The organism is Variovorax sp. EBFNA2, from assembly GCF_033802765.1.
GTDB lineage: Bacteria > Pseudomonadota > Gammaproteobacteria > Burkholderiales > Burkholderiaceae_C > Variovorax > Variovorax paradoxus_H.
In genome coordinates this window covers 904,006-919,773 of record NZ_CP138496.1, presented here as the reverse complement: position 1 = coordinate 919,773, position 15,768 = coordinate 904,006, and the positions used below count along the sequence as shown (strand labels likewise).

The window sequence follows — 15,768 nt, the reverse complement described above, 5'->3', positions numbered from 1 at the left end:
GCCAATGCCACTGAGTTGCGTTGCCGATGGGGTCAAGCCCCGGTTCACAACGGCTTTCTGACCACCACCAGCCCCTTCAGGTACTCCCCTTCCGGAAACTCGATGGTCATCGGGTGGTCGGGCGAGGCGCCCAGGCGTTCGGCGATGTAACCGTCCACGCCCGCGTCGAGCCCGGCCGAGGCCACGATCTTGTGGAACAGGTCGGCGCTGATGCCGCCCGAGCACGAAAACGTGAGCAGCACGCCGCCCGGCTCCAGCAGCTTGAGCGCGAGGCGGTTGATGTCCTTGTAGGCGCGCGCGGCGCGCTCGGCGTGCAGCACCGTGGGCGCGAACTTCGGCGGGTCGAGCACGATGGCATCGAAGGTGCGGCCCTGGTCGATGAACTCGCGCAGCACCGTGTTCACGTTGGCATCGAGAAACTCCGTGGCAATGCCCTGCCCCTCGAAGCCGTTCAGCGCCAGGTGCGCACGGGCCCGGTCGAGTGCGGGCTTGGACGAATCGACCGACACCAGCGAAGCCCCCTCGAGCGCCCCGGCCGCCTTCAGGCCCGCGAGCGCCGCCACGGTGAAGCCGCCCGTGTAGCAAAAGCAGTTGAGCACGCGCCGAAAGCGACGGTGCTGCGCCAGCTCGGCAAAGCGCTGGCGGCTGTCGCGCTGGTCGAGGTAGAAGCCGGTCTTGTGGCCGGTGGCGATGTCGAGCGACAGTTGCCAGTCGTGCTCGCGGATGGTGATCTGGGTCTCGCCCTCGCCGCGCAGCCAGCCCGTGACCGGCTTCAGGCCCTCGCGTTCGCGGCCGCTGGCGTCGGAGCGTTCATAGAGCTTGGTCAGGCCCGTGGCCTCGAGCAGCGCATCGGCCAGCACGTCTTTCCAGCGCTCCACGCCGGCCGACAGAAACTGCGCCACCAGCGTGTCGCCGTAGCGGTCGACGATCAGCCCCGGCAGGCCGTCGGCCTCGCCGTGCACCAGCCGCACGCCGTCGCTCTGCAGGTCGAACAGGCCGCGCGCATGCACCGCGCGCGCGCAGACCGTGGAAAAAAAAGCAGCGTCGATGCGCTGCTTCTCATCAAAGCTCCAGGCCCGCGCCCGGATCTTGGACGTGGGGCCGAAGGCCGCCCACGCAAGGAAGTTGCCGTCGTGCGACTCCACGCGCACTGTTTCCCCCGAGTCCGCGCCGCCGCGCGCAATGGCGGATTCGAAGACCCAGGGATGGCGGCGTTGGAGCGAGCGCTCCTTGCCCGGCTTGAGGCGAAGGGTTTTCATGGGAGAACGGAGGAAGGAATGAAAGAAGAAATAAAAAACGAAAACAAACGATGCAGGCGGTGGGCGGTGGCTACTTGCCATCCTTGTCCGGCCGGGCCTTGGCGCGCGGATGCGCCGCGTCGTAGACCTTGGCCAGGTGCTGAAAATCCAGCCGCGTGTAGACCTGCGTGGTCGCGATGTTGGCATGGCCCAGCAGCTCCTGCACCGCGCGCAGGTCGCTGCTCGACTGCAGCACGTGGCTCGCGAACGAGTGGCGCAGCATGTGCGGATGCACCGGCGCGGCCAGGCCCGCCTTCAGGCTGCGCTCGCGCAGCAGCTTCCACACCCCCTGCGACGACATGCGCGCGCCGCGCGCACTCACGAACAGCGCCGGCTCCTGGCGCTCGCCGCGCACTGCGAGCCAGTCGCGCAGCGCCTCGGCCGCCTTGCTGCCCACGGGCACGCTGCGCCGCTTGCTGCCCTTGCCGAGCACATGGGCTTCCATCGCATCGAGATCGACCCAGCCGCGTGCCGTGCCGCTGGCCTGTGCATCGAGCCCCGTGAGCTCGCTCACGCGCAGGCCGCAGCCATAGAGCACTTCGACGATGGCGCCGTCGCGCGCTTCGGTCCAGGGGTCGGCTTCGGGGTCGTACAGCTCGGCCAGGCGCACCGCGTCGTCCACGCCCAGCGCCTTCGGCAGCGGCCGGCCCGCCTTGGGCGCGTGCACGTCCTGCACCGGGTTGAAGCCGATCAGCCCTTCATGGCCGAGCCAGCGGTAGAAACTGCGCCAGCACGACAGCACCAGCGCAATGCCGCGCGGCTCGCGCCCGGCGCTGTGCAGCTGCGCCATCCAGCGGCGGATGTGGGCCGTCTGCACGCGGTCCAGCGGCAGGTTGGCCTCGGCCGCGTGGTCGGTCAGCGCGCGCAGGTGGAAGGCATACAGCTCGACCGTGCGCGGCGCGAGCCGACGCTCCACGCGCACGTGTTCGAGGTATTTGTCGATCCATTCCATGGTGTCGTCGTGCTCCGTGCGGCGCCCGGGCCCGCTAGCTGGAACTAGAACAGATAGCCCAGGGAGGCATTGTTCACGATGGCCGCGGGCTCACGCAATGCGCCCTTGAACAGCATGCCCCAGCGGCGCCAGCACGAGGTGGGCGCGGCGGCGTACTGCACGTCGAAGGCCTGGTCGAAACCGCTGGCACGCACCAGGCGCTCGATGCGCCACAGGTGGTACGGCTCCGACACGATGATCACGCTGCGCACGCCGTTGGCCTCCAGCAGCGTGCGCGACAGCGACAGGTTGGCGCGCGTGGACGACGACACCGACTCCAGCACCATCGGCCCCGTGTAGCCCTCGGCCGTGGCGTGGTCGCGCATCACCTCGGCTTCGATGCGGCCGTCTTCGACATCGACGCCGCCCGAGAACACCAGCGTCTGCACACGACCGGCGCGCGCCAGCACGATGCCCTGGTCGACCCGGCCCGTGAGGCAGGGGTTGGGCCTGCCGTCGAGGTAGGCACGGTTGCCCAGCACCAGCGCCACGTCGGCCGCGCGCGGCAGCGGACCGGCCAGCGAGGCTTCGGCGCGCTGCCAGATCACGCCCGCGATGGCGACATACGTGAGCACGCCGGCCAGCAAGACCACGCACAGGCCGGCCAGCCAGGGCCGGCGGCGCCACCCGCGTCGCGCGGGACGGCTGGGACCGCTCAAGGGCGCAGCCGCGACAGCGCGCCCGACGACAGCTCGGCGATGCGCTCGAGAAAGTCCGTGCCCATTTCGGCGTTGAAACGCTGCGCGTCCGGCGAGGCCAGCACCAGCAGGCCGAAGGCCGGCGATTCGGCGTCGGCACGCAGCGGAATCAGCGCGATCGACGCGGCGCCGGTCGGCTCGGGCAGCCAGTTCGCCGCCTCGAAGCCCGAGTTGAGCCCGCAGTACGGCGAGGTGAGCGAAGTGGCCAGCGCCTTCACGTCGTCGCTCACCCACTGGGCATAGGCTTCGTTCAGGTACTCGGTGCCGCAGTCCCACACCTTGATGGCCGTTTGCGGCACCAGGAACAGCGACTGCAGGTCGACCGCGATGCGGTACGGCAGGCTGCGCGGGTCGCGCGTGGTCAAGAGGCCCTTGGTCCAGCGCTGCAGGCGGTCGGCGATGACGACGTTTTCGGTGCCGTGGCGCACCATGTCCATCAGGCGGTGCTCCAGCGCCTTGATCTTCTCGCGCAGCATCTCGGCCTGGCGCTCCTGCAGGCTCACGGCGCGGTTGCCGTGCGGGCTGGTGAGCTGCACCTGCGCCAGCAACTGGGCGTGGCGCTCGAAGAAGTCGGGCGTGTTCGACAGGTAGTTCGCGATGTCGTCTTCGGTGATCGGGTTCATGGCGTTGTTGTCGTGGGTGAATGGGGTCATGGCTGTTCCGAAATGTCGGGCACGTCGATCTCGCCCTCGAACACCGTCGTGGCCGGTCCTGTCATGAGCACCGGCCGGCCGTCGCCCTGCCACTCGATCGTGAGAATGCCGCCGTGCGTCTGCACGTCGACGCGGGAGTCCAGCAGCCCCAGGCGAATGCCCGCCACCACCGCCGCGCAGGCGCCCGTGCCGCAGGCCAGCGTTTCGCCGGCGCCGCGCTCGAACACCCGCAGCTTGATATTCGACCGGTCGAGAACCTGCATGAAGCCTGCGTTCACGCGCTGCGGAAAACGCGGGTGGTGCTCGATCTGCGGGCCCTGCTCGGCCACCGGCGCCGTGTCGACGTTGTCGACCACCTGCACCGCGTGCGGGTTGCCCATCGACAGCACAGCGACCGAAACGATAGCGCTGCCGGCCCGGGTGCCCAAGGCGAGGTGCCACTTCTGCCACGCGCCTTCGGGCTGCGGGTCGAGCCCGGCCGTGTCGAAGGGCACGCGCGCCGGTTCGAAGACCGGGGCGCCCATGTCGACCGTCACGCGGCCGTCGTCGCCCATGCGCGGCTCGATCACGCCGGCCAGCGTCTGCACGCGCACGTCTTTCTTGTCGGTCAGGCCGTGCTCGCTCACGAAGCGCATGAAACAGCGCGCCCCGTTGCCGCACTGCTCCACCTCGCCGCCGTCGGCGTTGTGGATCACGTACTGGAAGTCGATGCCTGCAGCGGGCGACGGGCGCACCGTGAGGATCTGGTCGGCGCCGACGCCGAAATGGCGGTCGGCCAGGAAGCGGTACTGCGCGGCGCTGAGGCCCAGCGTGCCGCGCGTTTCGTCGAGCACGACGAAATCGTTGCCGGCTCCCTGCATCTTGGTAAAGCGGATTCGCATCGCCGGATTATCGCCACCGGCGCCGCCCTTCGCGCCGGAAGGGCCGCAGCATGCGGCCCTTTCGGCACACCCGTCTCAGTGGCCTCAGCCCTGGATGAACGCCAGCAGGTCGGCGTTGACCTGCGCCGCGTGCGTGGTGCAGGTGGCGTGCGGCGCGCCGGCGTACACCTTGAGCTGGCTGCCCTGGATCATTTCGGCCGCCAGCTTGCCGGTCGCCTCGAAGGGCACGACCTGGTCGTCGTCGCCGTGGATCACGAGCGTGGGCACGTCGATCTTCGCCATGTCGGGGCGGAAGTCGGTCTCGGAGAACGCCGTCACGCAGTCGATGGTGGCCTTGATCGAGGCCTGCAGCGCGATCTGCAGCGTCTGCTTGAACACGCCCTGCGACACCTTCGCGCCCGGGCGGTTGGTGCCGTAGAACAGCGTGCTGAAGTCGTCGAGGAACTGCGGCCGGTCGGCGGCCAGCCCGGCGCGGATGCCCGCGAACAGCGAGGCCTCGGGGCCCACGGGATGGTCGGCCGTCTTCATGAACAGCGGCGTCACCGCGCTGATGAGCGCGAGCTTGGCCACGCGGGCGCTGCCCTTGCGCGCGATGTAGCGCGTGACGTCGCCGCCGCCCATCGAGAAGCCCGCCAGGATCACGTCCTTCAGGTCGAGCGTTTCGATGAGCTCGGCGATGTCGTCGGCGAAGGTGTCGTAGTCGTAGCCGGTCCAGGGCTGGCTCGACCGGCCGAAACCGCGGCGGTCGAACGCGATGACGCGGTAGCCGCGCTCGGCGAAGAACAACATCTGGGCGTCCCACATGTCGGCGCTCAGCGGCCAGCCGTGGCTGAAAAGAATCGGCTGGCCGCTGCCCCAGTCCTTGTAGTAGAGCTCGGTGCCGTCGCGAAGGGTCAGTGTTGTCATGGTTTTTCCTTGGGTTGGTTGAGAAAAGGAGCGCGAAAAAAAGGAGCGCGCAGACAAGCAGGATCCGCGCCGCTCAGAGCCAAAACATCAGAGCGCTAAAAAGTGATGCACCTCGGGCTTGCCCGGGCCGATGTGAAAGCGCAGCGCCTCGGCCTGCAGGTCGGCATCGGCCTGCGACACGCGGTGGTGCTGGCGCAGGTGCTCGGCCCACGATTCGACGAGGAACCACTCCATCACGCGCTCGGCGTCGGTCGTGTGCTCCTGCACGCCCCAGGCGTAGGCGCCATCGCGGCGGCGCTCGAGCGACAGCCGCTTCATCGCATCAAGGAACGCCGGACGGTCTTCCTTGCGGATGCGGTACTCGACCTGGATCATCACGGGCCCGCGGTCGTGCGCCACCGGCTCGGCCAGCAGCGGTTCGGGCCAGTGGTTCGAGGCCTGCAGGTCGGCCTCGCCGGCGGGCAGCCGCACGCGATGGAACACCAGCCCCATCACCACGAGCCCCACCGCGCCCGCCACCAGCGTGGCCGGCACGCCGATCTGCTGCGCAATCAGGCCCCAGCCCAGGCTGCCGGCCGCCATCGCGCCGTTGAACACCGTGAGGTACACGGCCAGCCCGCGCCCGCGCACCCAGTTCGGCAGGATCGACTGCGCCACCCCGTTGAGCGTGGTCAGCGCAATGATCCAGCCCAGGCCCAGCACCAGCAACATCAGCACCGCGAGCCATTGCGGCGGCGCGAACACCAGGCCGCCCATCACCGCGGCCGTGAGCAGCGAAGCCAGCAACAGCATGCCGTCGGCATCGAGCCGCGCGCGCAGCCGCGGCATCACCAGCGCGCCGCCGATGGCGCCCGCGCCCACCGCGCCGAGCAGGATGCCGTAGAAGCTCGCCGTGCCGCCGAGCATCTGGCGCGCCACCAGCGGCAGCAGGGCCCACACCGAACTGGCGAACAGGAAGAACACCGCCGCGCGCAGCAGCACCACATGCAGTTCCTTGCTGGCCCGCGTGTAGCGGATGCCCGCACGGAAGGCGCCGAAGAAGTTCTCGGACAGCCCGCTGTCGACCGCCGCCGGGCGCTTCCACCACAGCAGTGCCGCGATCACGAACACATAGCTCAGCACGTCGAGCCCGTAGGTGGCCGCCGCGCCGAAGCTCGCGAGGATCAGCCCGCCCGCCGCCGGCCCGATGGAACGCGCGATGTTGATGCCCAGCGAGTTGAGCGCCACCGCGCCCTTCAGTTCACTGCGCGGCACCAGCTCCGGCACGATCGACTGCCAGGTCGGCCCCATGAGCGCCGCGCCGATGCCGCCCACGAAGGTCAGCGCAATCAGGTACTCGACCGTGAGCGTGCCCGTGTGCGACAGCACCAGCAGCGTGCCGCTCACCGCGGCCAGCAGCACCTGCACGAAGATCAGGAAGCGCCGCCGGTCGAGGATGTCCGACAGCACGCCCGCCGGAATCGCCAGCAGGAAGATCGGCAGCGTCGCCGCCGTCTGGATCAGCGCCACCGCCGTCGGGCTGGCCGACAGGTCGGTCACCAGCCACGAGCTGGCCACGTCGCGCATGAAGCTGCCGATGTTGCCCAGCACCGTGGCGCCCCACAGCACCGCGAAGACCGGCTGGCGCAGCGGTGCAAAAGCGCCGGCAGACTTTTGAGGCTCAGTCATCGTGGCGCTCCTTGAGGTCGAGCCAGGCGACCAGCACGAAGCCGCCGACCAGGCCCAGGTGTTCGAAGAAGGAGTTCGCGGCCATGAAGCGTTCGTGCCCGACGGGCATCTCCCAGAAACGCAGCGCGACAAAAGTCGCCATCAGCGTGAAGCCGCCCAGTGCGAGCGCGCCGAGCCAGCGCCAGAAGCCGATGAGGATGAACGCCGCGGCACCCAGCTCCAGCACGATCACCGCCACGGCCAGCGGGCCGGCGGGCAACAGGCCGAAATGGTTCATCTCGCCGATGGCGGCGTCGAAGTCCATCGCCTTGTTCAGGCCGCCCTGCAGGTAGGCCGCGCACAGCAGCAGCAAGGCGATCCAGCGCACAGCGGGCGAAAGGGTCCAGTGCATCGTCTTCATCACACCGCCCAGCAGGCGCAACCCAGCGCGCCCCAGAAGCTCTTCAGGTCGGCGATGGGCAACTTGCTGCTCCATGCCGTCGCGTGCTGGTGGCCGTGCACGTTGCAGTCGTTGGCGCAGGCGCAGGACATCGCGGCGTTGCGCATCACCTTCTGCAACGGTGCGCCTTCGGCCTTGTCGGCCCAGCCGGCGTAGCCGCCGAAGGTGCGCGCGGGCGACCAGTCGGGCATGGCGGGCGGCACGCCGCCTTCGTCGTGCGGGGCGAACGGGCCGGCGCCGTAGACCACCTTGCCGCCCACCATCGTGAGCAGCGCGGTCGTGTCGGCAATTTCCGATTCGGCGCAGGCGAAGAAATCGCGGTCGGGCACCACCAGGTCGGCGAGCTGGCCGGCCTCGATGCGGCCCTTCTTGCCTTCTTCGTTCGAGAACCAGGTGACGTTCTCGGTCCACATGCGCAGCGCGGCCTCGCGGTCCAGGCAGTTGCGCTGCGGGTACAGCTGCATGCCGCCCACCGTCTTGCCCGTGACCAGCCACGACAGCGACACCCACGGGTTGTACGAGGCCACGCGCGTCGCGTCGGTGCCGGCCGAGACCTTCAGGCCGCGCTCGAGCATGCGCTTCACGGGCGGCGTGGCCTCGGCCGCGCCGGGGCCGTAGCGCTCGACGAAGTATTCGCCCTGGTAGGCCATGCGGTGCTGCACCGCCACGCCGCCGCCGAGCGCGGCGATGCGGTCCATCGACTTTTCGGAAATCGTCTCGGCATGGTCGAAGAACCAGTTCAGGCCGGCGAGCGGCGTGTCCTTGTTGACCTTCTCGAACACGTCGAGCGAACGGCTGATGGTTTCGTCGTAGGTCGCGTGCATGCGCCAGGGCCAGCGGTTCTGCGCCAGGATGCGCACCACGCCTTCGAGGTCGCCTTCCATCTCGGGCGCCATCTCGGGGCGCGGCTGGCGAAAGTCTTCGAAGTCGGCCGCCGAGAACACCAGCATCTCGCCTGCGCCGTTGTGGCGGAAGTAGTCGTCGCCCTGCTTGTAAGTCGAGTTGGCCGTCCAGTTCAGGAAGTCGTCCTTCTCGGCCTTGGGCTTCTGCGTGAAGAGGTTGTAGGCCAGGCGGATCGTGAGCTGCCCGTCGTCGTGCAGCTTGCGGATCACTTCGTAGTCGTCGGGGAAGTTCTGGTTGCCGCCGCCCGCGTCGATGGCGCCGGTCACGCCCAGGCGGTTGAGCTCGCGCATGAAGTGGCGCGTGGAGTTGAGCTGGTAGTCGAACGGCAGCTTCGGCCCCTTGGCCAGCGTGGCGTAGAGGATGGCCGCGTTCGGCTTGGCCAGCAGCAGGCCGGTCGGGTTGCCGGCGCTGTCGCGCACGATTTCGCCGCCGGGCGGCGCGGGCGTGTCCTTGGTGTAGCCCACGGCGCGCAGCGCGGCGCCGTTGAGCAGCGCGCGGTCGTACAGGTGCAGGATGAACACCGGCGTGTCGGGCGCCACCGCGTTCAGCTCGGCCAGGGTCGGCAGGCGCTTCTCGACGAACTGGTGCTCGGTGAAACCGCCCACCACGCGCACCCACTGCGGCGCGGGCGTGATCGCCACCTGGCGCTTGAGCATGCCCATCGCATCGGCCAGGCTCTTCACGCCGTCCCAGCGCAGCTCCATGTTGTAGTTCAGCCCGCCGCGAATGATGTGCAGGTGGTTGTCGATGAGCCCCGGCAGCACGCGCTTGCCCTGCAGGTCGATCACGCGGGTGTGGCTGCCGGCCAGCGGCAGCACGTCTTCGGCGCGGCCCACGCGGGTGAAGCGGCCGTCCTTGATCGCCACCGCGTCGGCCGTGGGATTGGCACGGTCCAGCGTGGTGAAGCGACCGTTGCGCAGGATGAGGTCGGGGGTGGAGTTTTCGGTGTGGGCCATGGTCGATGCGGGTGCGAGGGAAGTGGCTGCAAAAGCGCCGAGGGCGCCGAGCGTACCGAGAAATTGGCGACGTTGCGGGTCTTGCGCGCTCATGCGTCGCTCCGGTCCGTTGCGCGGGCGGCGGCGGTCTTCACCGCGTCGGGCTGCACGCACGTTGGCAGCTCGCCGAACACGTGCGGCTTGACCTGGTGATGCAGCCACGAAGTGGCGGCCGGCCGCTCGAACACCTGCCGCACCAGCGGCGGAATCTGCTCGCCCAGCAGGATGCCCAGCAGGCCCACCAGGGCGATCACCGGCGGCGCCGGCGAGCGCACCTGGAAGAGCGCGTAGATCACGCCGACCAGCAGGCCGAGTGCAAGGGAAACGACATAGGTCTTCATGGCCGACGCTCTCTTTCGTTCTTTCTTCGCGCGCTCAGCCTTCGTGGGCGCCGAACATCGTCTTCGCGTAGGTCACGCCGAGACCGTAGGCGCCGCCCACCTTCTTCGCAATGCCGGTCGTCAGCTCGTACGTGTCGCCACGCGCCCAGTCGCGCTGCAGCTCCAGCAGGTACTGCAGCGAGGTCATCGGCCGCGCGCCGGCCTGCACCATGCGCTCCATCGCGCGGTTGTGCGCCTCGGCCGACACGTCGCCGCTGGCGTCGGCAATCACGTACACCTCGAAGCCCTGGTCGAGCGCCGACAGCGCCGGGCCCACGATGCACACGCTGGTCCACAGGCCGGCCAGCACGATGCGCGGCTTGCCGATTTCGTTCACGCGGTCGATCACGGCGGCGTCTTCCCAGGTGTTCATCGAGGTGCGGTCGAGCATCTTCTGGCCGGGGAAGGCGTCGGTGATCTCGCTGAACATCGGGCCCGAAAAACTCTTCTCGGCCACGGTCGTGAGGATGGTCGACACCTTGAAGCCGGCCGCTGCCTGCGCCACCAGCGCGGCGTTGTTGCGCAGGTTGACGGCATCGATCGAGTGCGTGGCAAAGGCCATCTGCGACTGGAAGTCGATCATCACCAGCGTGTGGTCGGTGGGGGTGAGCAGCTGGGAACCGGCGGTGGCGGTGGCGACGGGGGTGGCTTGCTTGGTCATGGAAAAGCTCCTGGATTTGGTTAGATAATCGATTGCATTCACTATTGCCGCCGGGAGAAATCTCCCTTGGCATGGACGCAATCATCGGCGCCTGAACCCGGGCCTTCGACGAAACTTTTCACTATCAATGATCGAAGTTTTCGATCATTCCTTTTCTAACGAGGAACGCCCGTGCTCAAGCTCACCCTGGAAGCCATCGAGGTCGTCGACGCCATCGCGCGGCACGGCTCCTTTGCCGCCGCCGCCACGCGGCTGAACAAGGTGCCCTCCACCATTTCGTATGCCGTCGGCAAGCTCGAAGAACAGCTCGGCATGCTGCTGTTCGAGCGCAACGGCCCGCGCGTGACCCTCACCGGGGCCGGCGAAGAAATGCTCAAGGAGGGCCGCTGGCTGCTCGGCGCCGCGAGCGATCTCGAATCGCGCATGCGGCAGATTGCCACCGGCTACGAGTCGGAGCTGCGGCTGGTGCACGACTCGCTCATTCCCACCGAGGCCTTCATGAGCGACATCCGCGCCTTTGAAGACCTGCGCTGCGGCACGCGGCTGCGCATCGGCTGCGAGGCGCTCACCGGCAGCTGGGAGGCGCTGCGCGAGGGCCGCGCCGACATCGTGGTGGCCGCAGGCGAAGGCCCGGCCGGCGGCGGCTACCAGACCGCGGCCGTGGGCAACCTCGACTTCGCCTTCTGCGTCGCACCCACCCACCCGCTCACGCGGCTGACGCGCCCCGTGCAGCGCGGCGACCTCATCGACTGCAACGCCATCGTCGTCGGCGACACCGCACGCATCCTGTCGGACCGCACCGTCGGCCTCATGGCCGGGCAGCCGCGCATCACCGTGCCGTCGATGGCCGCCAAGGTCGCCTGCCAGGTCGCCGGGCTGGGCCACGGCTTTCTGCCGCGCGCCTGCATCGCGGGCGAGCTGTCGCGCGGCACGCTGGTCGAGCTGCCGACCGAGGAACCGCGCACGCCCGAAGCCTTCTGGCTCGCGTGGAAAACCGGCGCGCAAGGCCAGGCGCTGCGCTGGTGGCGCGAGCGGCTGAACCGCTCGCTCATTCCCGCGCTGCTGCCGCGCTCGTTCGCCTGAGGAAGAAGAAAAACGAAGAGGCTGTCGCTCAGCCGCCGGCGCGCAGCTTGTCCAGCGCCCGGTCGAGGAACGCCAGGCGGTCTTGCCCCCAGAAGCGCTCGCCGTTCAGGATGAACGTGGGCGCGCCGAACACGCCCGCTTCGACCGCGTCGGCGCTGTTCGCGCGGTACACGGCCAGCACCTCGGCCGACTGCTCCTGCGCCTGCAGCGCCGCACCGTCGTAACCGTTTTCGTCGGCGATCGCGATGCGCACGTCGGCCTGCGACGTGTCGCGCTCCTCGGCCCACAGCGCGCGCAGCAGGGCGTGCGACAGCGGCTGCGCGTCGAGGCCCTGCAGCTGGGCGGCAATCACCATCCAGCCGGGGTACTTGTTCCAGTTCGGGTCGGTCGGCGCGCCCTTCGGGTAATGCGCGGGTTCCAGGTTCATCGGCATGCCGAGGTAATCGCGCCAGCGCGACAGCTCCAGCGCGTGGTACGTGCGGCGCGGCTCGGGGCGCGTCTTCAGCGGAATGCCGCCGGTCTGCGGCACCACCGCCTGGAAGTCGTAGGGCTTGAGCGTGAGCTGCACGTGGTGGCGGCGCACGATGTCTTGCAGTTGCGGGCCGCCGAGGTAGGCCCAGGGCGAGGAGAGGCTGTAGTAGCAGTCGAGAGCGATCATGTCCGGATTATCTTCAGCCCCCGGCCACCGCGCCGCGCGGTACCGCCATACACCTCGCAACGCAGCGCCTCGCGAACGCGGTGAAACTACGTCCCTTGCGCGTTGTGCGTTTTGCACCGGCCGGGTCCTGCCCTTGCGATGCACCGCAGCCACTTTTCAGGGAGCCCCGATTTGCAGCCGAAGACCCAAGCCAAGATTGCACGCATTGCCCTGTCGGCCTCGGCCGCCGTTCTTGGCAGCCTGGCCGCCTACTGGACCCTGCTCGCCACGCGACAGGGCCACATTCTGTTCAACGCCCGCAAGCTGCCCGTGGTGCATCTGTCGGAAGATTTCTCGACCTACTCGCACCCCGTGCCGGGCGGCATGGTGCGCGGCTACGTGTACCACCCGCAGGGCGAAGACGCGCTGCAAGATTTGTTCATCTACTTCGCCGGCCGCGGCGAAGACGTGCGCGCCACCGCGCAGATGCTGCACTGGCTGCCCGAGGGCTTCGGCTTTGCGGCGGTCAACTACCGGGGCGTGGCCGACTCGGAGGGCGCGCCTTCCGAAATCGCCTCCGTGGCCGACGCCGCCCAGTTCGCCAACCACCTGCGCCGCGCCTTTCCGAATGCGCGCCTGCACGTCGTCGGCCGCAGCCTCGGCACCGGCGTCGCCATCCAGCTCGTCGCGCAGCAGAAATTCGAAAGCCTGCAGCTCGTCACCCCGTACGACTCGCTGCTCGAAGTTGCCAAGAAGCGCTTTCCGCTCGTGCCGCTGTCGCTGTTGCTGCGGCACCGCTTCAACTCCATCGAGCACAGCAAGGAAGTCGCCGCCAAGACCCAGGTGCTGCTCGCCGCGAAGGACGACGTGGTGCCGCACGAGCGCTCCGAAAAACTCATCGCCGCCTGGCCCACGCCCGTGAGCGTGCAGACCGTGTCGAACTCGGACCACCACAACATCACCGGGCTCGAAGAGACCTGGCTGATGCTGGTGGACTTTGCGTTGACGGCGGTGTTGCCGGAGCCGAAGGCGGCGTAGGAGTGGCAGGCCGGCAGTGATGCAGAGGCTTCACGCCGGCTGCTGCGGGCTAGGCCGGCTTGAGCGAGGGCTGCGCTTGCAGCGCATCGCGTACGGCGCCGGCTGTGGTGTTGACGGTGGCGATGCGTGTCATCAATGCTTCGTTGAGCAGGCGCAGCAAGGCGCTCAGTTCAGTGCGGGTGGGGGCGAGCTCTTCGCTGTCGTTCAGGGCGCTGGTGTCTACGAGCTTTTCTAGCGCGGTGTAGGCGCGCATCACGCCGTTGAGGCTGTCGGCGTCGTCGCAGACTTGCAGGGCGAGGTCGTCGAGAGCGGGCAACACGGCAATAGGACAGGCGTTTGCTTGCGCGGACACAGGTGCAGATTCAGCCATAGAGGCCTCCAGGCGGGTTCTGTTTGCTACAGCCGACGCACCCGCTTCCAAACGGTGGCGGCAGCTCGAACGGGTTGGAAGACCGGGAACCCTCTTGCGAAAGCCGGCAGGGCTCGCGCCCTCCCGTCCGAGCCGCCTAAAAAGGCGCACGAACGAAAAAGCCGCAGACCATGTGCGGTATCTGCGGCTTTCGTCGCAGAGAGTTCGACGGGCTTCCAAACCCGATCACACTTTGTTTGTGTGACAGAGCGGAGTGTATCCATCAGCTCATCCATCACACTTGCGACTTCATCTAGGAGTTCGGCCCGAGTAAGTTTCGAGCCAGCTGACTCCTCGGTGCGCCGGGACGTCTGGTTTCGCTTATCTTCCCTGTCTTCATCGTGAGCACCATGGGACCAGCGTCTATCGCTCAGCATTCTTAAGCCCTCGCGGAAGGGCATTGCTTCCCAACATTATTCGGCATCGATCTACGCAGCTACAGAATTCCCGAGCCCTGCTTCAGCACCATCGGTGCAATTTTGAGATTTGGCACCCCACTAAAAAACTGGCATGTCCTCTACAACCCACGTGGCCAAAGAAATAAACGTCGACCGGCAACGCGCCCTTGGAATTTATTACACCCCTTCAAGCGTTGCAAAAATACTGGCATCTTGGGCGATTCAAACCCCATCAGATACAGTTTTAGAGCCGAGCTTCGGAGGTTGTGCGCTCCTATCCTCCGCCATCGAAAGGCTCCAAGAGCTTCATGCAAAAAATCCGGAGTCCCAATTTTTGGGCTTCGACGTCGATCCAGAAGCCTTTGTTCATCTTAAAGGTCTGTTTGCAAAAAGAGATTTAAGCTCATCTTTCTTTAAGTCTGATTTTTTACTATCGACGCCCAGCTCTTTTAAAGTCACCGCCGTAATTGCAAACCCTCCGTTCGTGTCCTACCACAGAATGGACAAGGCTCAACGAGAAATCGTTTCGGACTGGAGAGAAAAAAATAGCCCCAGATTTCCTCTTACTGCAAGTCTATGGGCATATTTTTTAGTCCACGCGATGTCGTTCTTAAAAAAAGATGGTCGCATGGCTTTTGTCTTACCGTCAGCAGCGGTGAGTTCCGATTATGCGAAGCACGTAATTAAAGCTGTGAGCGAAAAATTCAGAAGAATAAGAATCTTTCAAGTACAACAACAGTTTTTCAGTGATTCTGGTGCTGATGAGCGCGCAGTCATCATGCTTGCCGAGGGGTTTCAATCATCGCAAGGCAGCCAACCTCTATATTTTTCCGCATTGGATATAGAAGATCTACAGAGCTCCATCGACCAAAAGAACGAAAGCTCTGTCTCACCTAAAAATTTCGAAGAGGCGAACTTAATTGTTCAAAAACTGAAGGAAGCCGGCCTATGCATTCAACTCGGTGAGGTAGGTAGTGTTGCAATAGGCGAAGTTATAGGTGATACCAAATATTTAGCCAAACCGCTTGCCGATTGGAAGCTCCTAGGCATCGCACGAGATCATCTAAAGCCATTGCTAACACGCACAAGACAGGCAAAAGGACTGACGTTATCTGACCGCGATTTATTGGACCCTCATTTCCCCTATCTGTTTCATCCAAAAACCGCACGCGCCCAGGCTGTCGCCGCCTACTTGGAAAAATACCCTCTTGCAAAAAGAGAGGCCAATGCAACATTCTCCAAAAGGATGCACTGGTACCTAGCAAGCTATGAAACCACTGCTGACGCGTTTATTGGCTCACTTTGTCACGACTCGCCAAAAATAATTTCAAACACAGGGAAATTAAGTTGCGCCAATGGCTTATACAAAATAACAACAATTAAAAAAAGCTGGAATGCTCTACTCGTTGCAGCCTCGGTAAGCTCCATTTTTCGCTGGTCGGCAGAATGTCACTCTCGACCAATGGGAGCCGGCGCCATGAAACTGGAACCGAGCGATGTGCGAAAACTTCTCTTACCTTCGATTTCGGAGAAATTAAGCACTTCAGGCGAGCAGCTATTAAAATCCCTTGACGATAAAATTCGCAACGGGAAACTGACAGAGGCAATCGATATCGCCGATCAAGTTCTTTTTCTGCAAACCAACATATTAACAACTGTCGAGCTTGAAATAATAAAAACCTCCTTAGCACATCTTCAGCAGCGAAGGAAAAAGAAAGTTCAGTAAAAAA

16 protein-coding genes are annotated in these 15,768 nt (G+C 65.8%); 3 read left to right on the top strand and 13 right to left on the bottom strand.

Annotated features, from left to right (window positions below):
* Positions 1-44: 44 nt before the first annotated feature.
* The 11 genes from RZE79_RS04125 to RZE79_RS04075 all read right to left on the bottom strand — a co-directional run bounded on the left by RZE79_RS04125 (position 45) and on the right by RZE79_RS04075 (position 10,473).
* Positions 45-1,259, bottom strand: a complete 1,215-nt coding sequence (locus RZE79_RS04125) for a class I SAM-dependent methyltransferase (RefSeq protein ID WP_319359141.1) — start codon at positions 1,257-1,259, stop codon at positions 45-47.
* A gap of 70 nt (positions 1,260-1,329) precedes the next feature.
* Positions 1,330-2,250, bottom strand: a complete 921-nt coding sequence (locus tag RZE79_RS04120; RefSeq protein WP_319359140.1) for a tyrosine recombinase XerC — start codon at positions 2,248-2,250, stop codon at positions 1,330-1,332.
* A 44-nt stretch (positions 2,251-2,294) separates the two neighbouring features.
* Positions 2,295-2,948 (bottom strand): YdcF family protein, encoded by a 654-nt coding sequence (locus tag RZE79_RS04115; protein ID WP_319359139.1) that lies wholly within the window; start codon positions 2,946-2,948, stop codon positions 2,295-2,297.
* Positions 2,945-3,640 (bottom strand): DUF484 family protein, encoded by a 696-nt coding sequence (locus RZE79_RS04110; protein ID WP_319359138.1) that lies wholly within the window; start codon positions 3,638-3,640, stop codon positions 2,945-2,947. Before RZE79_RS04110 ends, RZE79_RS04115 begins: the two co-directional genes overlap by 4 nt.
* Positions 3,637-4,521: a diaminopimelate epimerase gene (gene dapF / locus RZE79_RS04105; RefSeq protein ID WP_319359137.1), complete on the bottom strand. Its 885-nt coding sequence runs from the start codon at positions 4,519-4,521 to the stop codon at positions 3,637-3,639. Before dapF ends, RZE79_RS04110 begins: the two co-directional genes overlap by 4 nt.
* 84 nt (positions 4,522-4,605) lie before the next feature.
* Complete coding sequence (locus tag RZE79_RS04100) at positions 4,606-5,427, bottom strand: alpha/beta hydrolase (protein WP_319359136.1); 822 nt, start codon at positions 5,425-5,427, stop codon at positions 4,606-4,608.
* Between the two features lie 87 nt (positions 5,428-5,514).
* A complete protein-coding gene (locus tag RZE79_RS04095; RefSeq protein ID WP_319359135.1) occupies positions 5,515-7,095 on the bottom strand; it encodes an MFS transporter in 1,581 nt (526 codons plus the stop codon).
* Positions 7,088-7,486, bottom strand: a complete 399-nt coding sequence (locus RZE79_RS04090; RefSeq protein ID WP_319359134.1) for a DoxX family protein — start codon at positions 7,484-7,486, stop codon at positions 7,088-7,090. Before RZE79_RS04090 ends, RZE79_RS04095 begins: the two co-directional genes overlap by 8 nt.
* Positions 7,487-7,494: 8 nt before the next feature.
* Positions 7,495-9,393 (bottom strand): amidohydrolase, encoded by a 1,899-nt coding sequence (locus RZE79_RS04085; protein WP_319361085.1) that lies wholly within the window; start codon positions 9,391-9,393, stop codon positions 7,495-7,497.
* Positions 9,394-9,482: 89 nt separating this feature from the next.
* A complete protein-coding gene (locus tag RZE79_RS04080) occupies positions 9,483-9,773 on the bottom strand; it encodes a DUF1427 family protein (protein WP_319359133.1) in 291 nt (96 codons plus the stop codon).
* A 34-nt stretch (positions 9,774-9,807) separates the two neighbouring features.
* Entirely contained in the window at positions 9,808-10,473 is a 666-nt protein-coding gene (locus RZE79_RS04075; protein ID WP_319359132.1) for a hydrolase, read from the bottom strand.
* Positions 10,474-10,644: 171 nt separating this feature from the next.
* On the opposite strand from RZE79_RS04075, the gene RZE79_RS04070 reads away from it, so the two are divergent.
* Complete coding sequence (locus tag RZE79_RS04070; RefSeq protein WP_192194950.1) at positions 10,645-11,556, top strand: LysR family transcriptional regulator; 912 nt, start codon at positions 10,645-10,647, stop codon at positions 11,554-11,556.
* A gap of 28 nt (positions 11,557-11,584) precedes the next feature.
* Here RZE79_RS04070 and RZE79_RS04065 read toward each other — a convergent pair whose 3' ends face one another.
* Positions 11,585-12,214 (bottom strand): 2-hydroxychromene-2-carboxylate isomerase, encoded by a 630-nt coding sequence (locus RZE79_RS04065; RefSeq protein ID WP_319359131.1) that lies wholly within the window; start codon positions 12,212-12,214, stop codon positions 11,585-11,587.
* Between the two features lie 171 nt (positions 12,215-12,385).
* Here RZE79_RS04065 and RZE79_RS04060 point away from each other — a divergent pair, with 171 nt between their 5' ends.
* A complete protein-coding gene (locus RZE79_RS04060; RefSeq protein WP_319359130.1) occupies positions 12,386-13,231 on the top strand; it encodes an alpha/beta fold hydrolase in 846 nt (281 codons plus the stop codon).
* A gap of 49 nt (positions 13,232-13,280) precedes the next feature.
* On the opposite strand, the gene RZE79_RS04055 is transcribed toward RZE79_RS04060, so the two are convergent.
* The gene (locus tag RZE79_RS04055; protein ID WP_319359129.1) at positions 13,281-13,583 is read right to left on the bottom strand and encodes a hypothetical protein; all 303 of its coding nucleotides are present in this window, start codon (positions 13,581-13,583) and stop codon (positions 13,281-13,283) included.
* Positions 13,584-14,150: 567 nt separating this feature from the next.
* Here RZE79_RS04055 and RZE79_RS04050 point away from each other — a divergent pair.
* Positions 14,151-15,764: an N-6 DNA methylase gene (locus tag RZE79_RS04050; protein WP_319359128.1), complete on the top strand. Its 1,614-nt coding sequence runs from the start codon at positions 14,151-14,153 to the stop codon at positions 15,762-15,764.
* Positions 15,765-15,768: the final 4 nt, after the last annotated feature.

Bases quoted from the DNA above. Each gene is read 5' to 3' on its own strand.
- RZE79_RS04065 (WP_319359131.1), bottom strand. From the start codon at position 12,214: ATGATCGCTCTCGACTGCTACTACAGCCTCTCCTCGCCCTGGGCCTAC.
- RZE79_RS04125 (WP_319359141.1), bottom strand. From the start codon at position 1,259: ATGAAAACCCTTCGCCTCAAGCCGGGCAAGGAGCGCTCGCTCCAACGC.
- RZE79_RS04100 (WP_319359136.1), bottom strand. From the start codon at position 5,427: ATGACAACACTGACCCTTCGCGACGGCACCGAGCTCTACTACAAGGAC.
- RZE79_RS04050 (WP_319359128.1), top strand. From the start codon at position 14,151: ATGTCCTCTACAACCCACGTGGCCAAAGAAATAAACGTCGACCGGCAA.
- RZE79_RS04110 (WP_319359138.1), bottom strand. From the start codon at position 3,640: ATGACCCCATTCACCCACGACAACAACGCCATGAACCCGATCACCGAA.
- RZE79_RS04080 (WP_319359133.1), bottom strand. From the start codon at position 9,773: ATGAAGACCTATGTCGTTTCCCTTGCACTCGGCCTGCTGGTCGGCGTG.
- RZE79_RS04095 (WP_319359135.1), bottom strand. From the start codon at position 7,095: ATGACTGAGCCTCAAAAGTCTGCCGGCGCTTTTGCACCGCTGCGCCAG.
- RZE79_RS04120 (WP_319359140.1), bottom strand. From the start codon at position 2,250: ATGGAATGGATCGACAAATACCTCGAACACGTGCGCGTGGAGCGTCGG.
- dapF (WP_319359137.1), bottom strand. From the start codon at position 4,521: ATGCGAATCCGCTTTACCAAGATGCAGGGAGCCGGCAACGATTTCGTC.
- RZE79_RS04090 (WP_319359134.1), bottom strand. From the start codon at position 7,486: ATGCACTGGACCCTTTCGCCCGCTGTGCGCTGGATCGCCTTGCTGCTG.
- RZE79_RS04075 (WP_319359132.1), bottom strand. From the start codon at position 10,473: ATGACCAAGCAAGCCACCCCCGTCGCCACCGCCACCGCCGGTTCCCAG.
- RZE79_RS04085 (WP_319361085.1), bottom strand. From the start codon at position 9,393: ATGGCCCACACCGAAAACTCCACCCCCGACCTCATCCTGCGCAACGGT.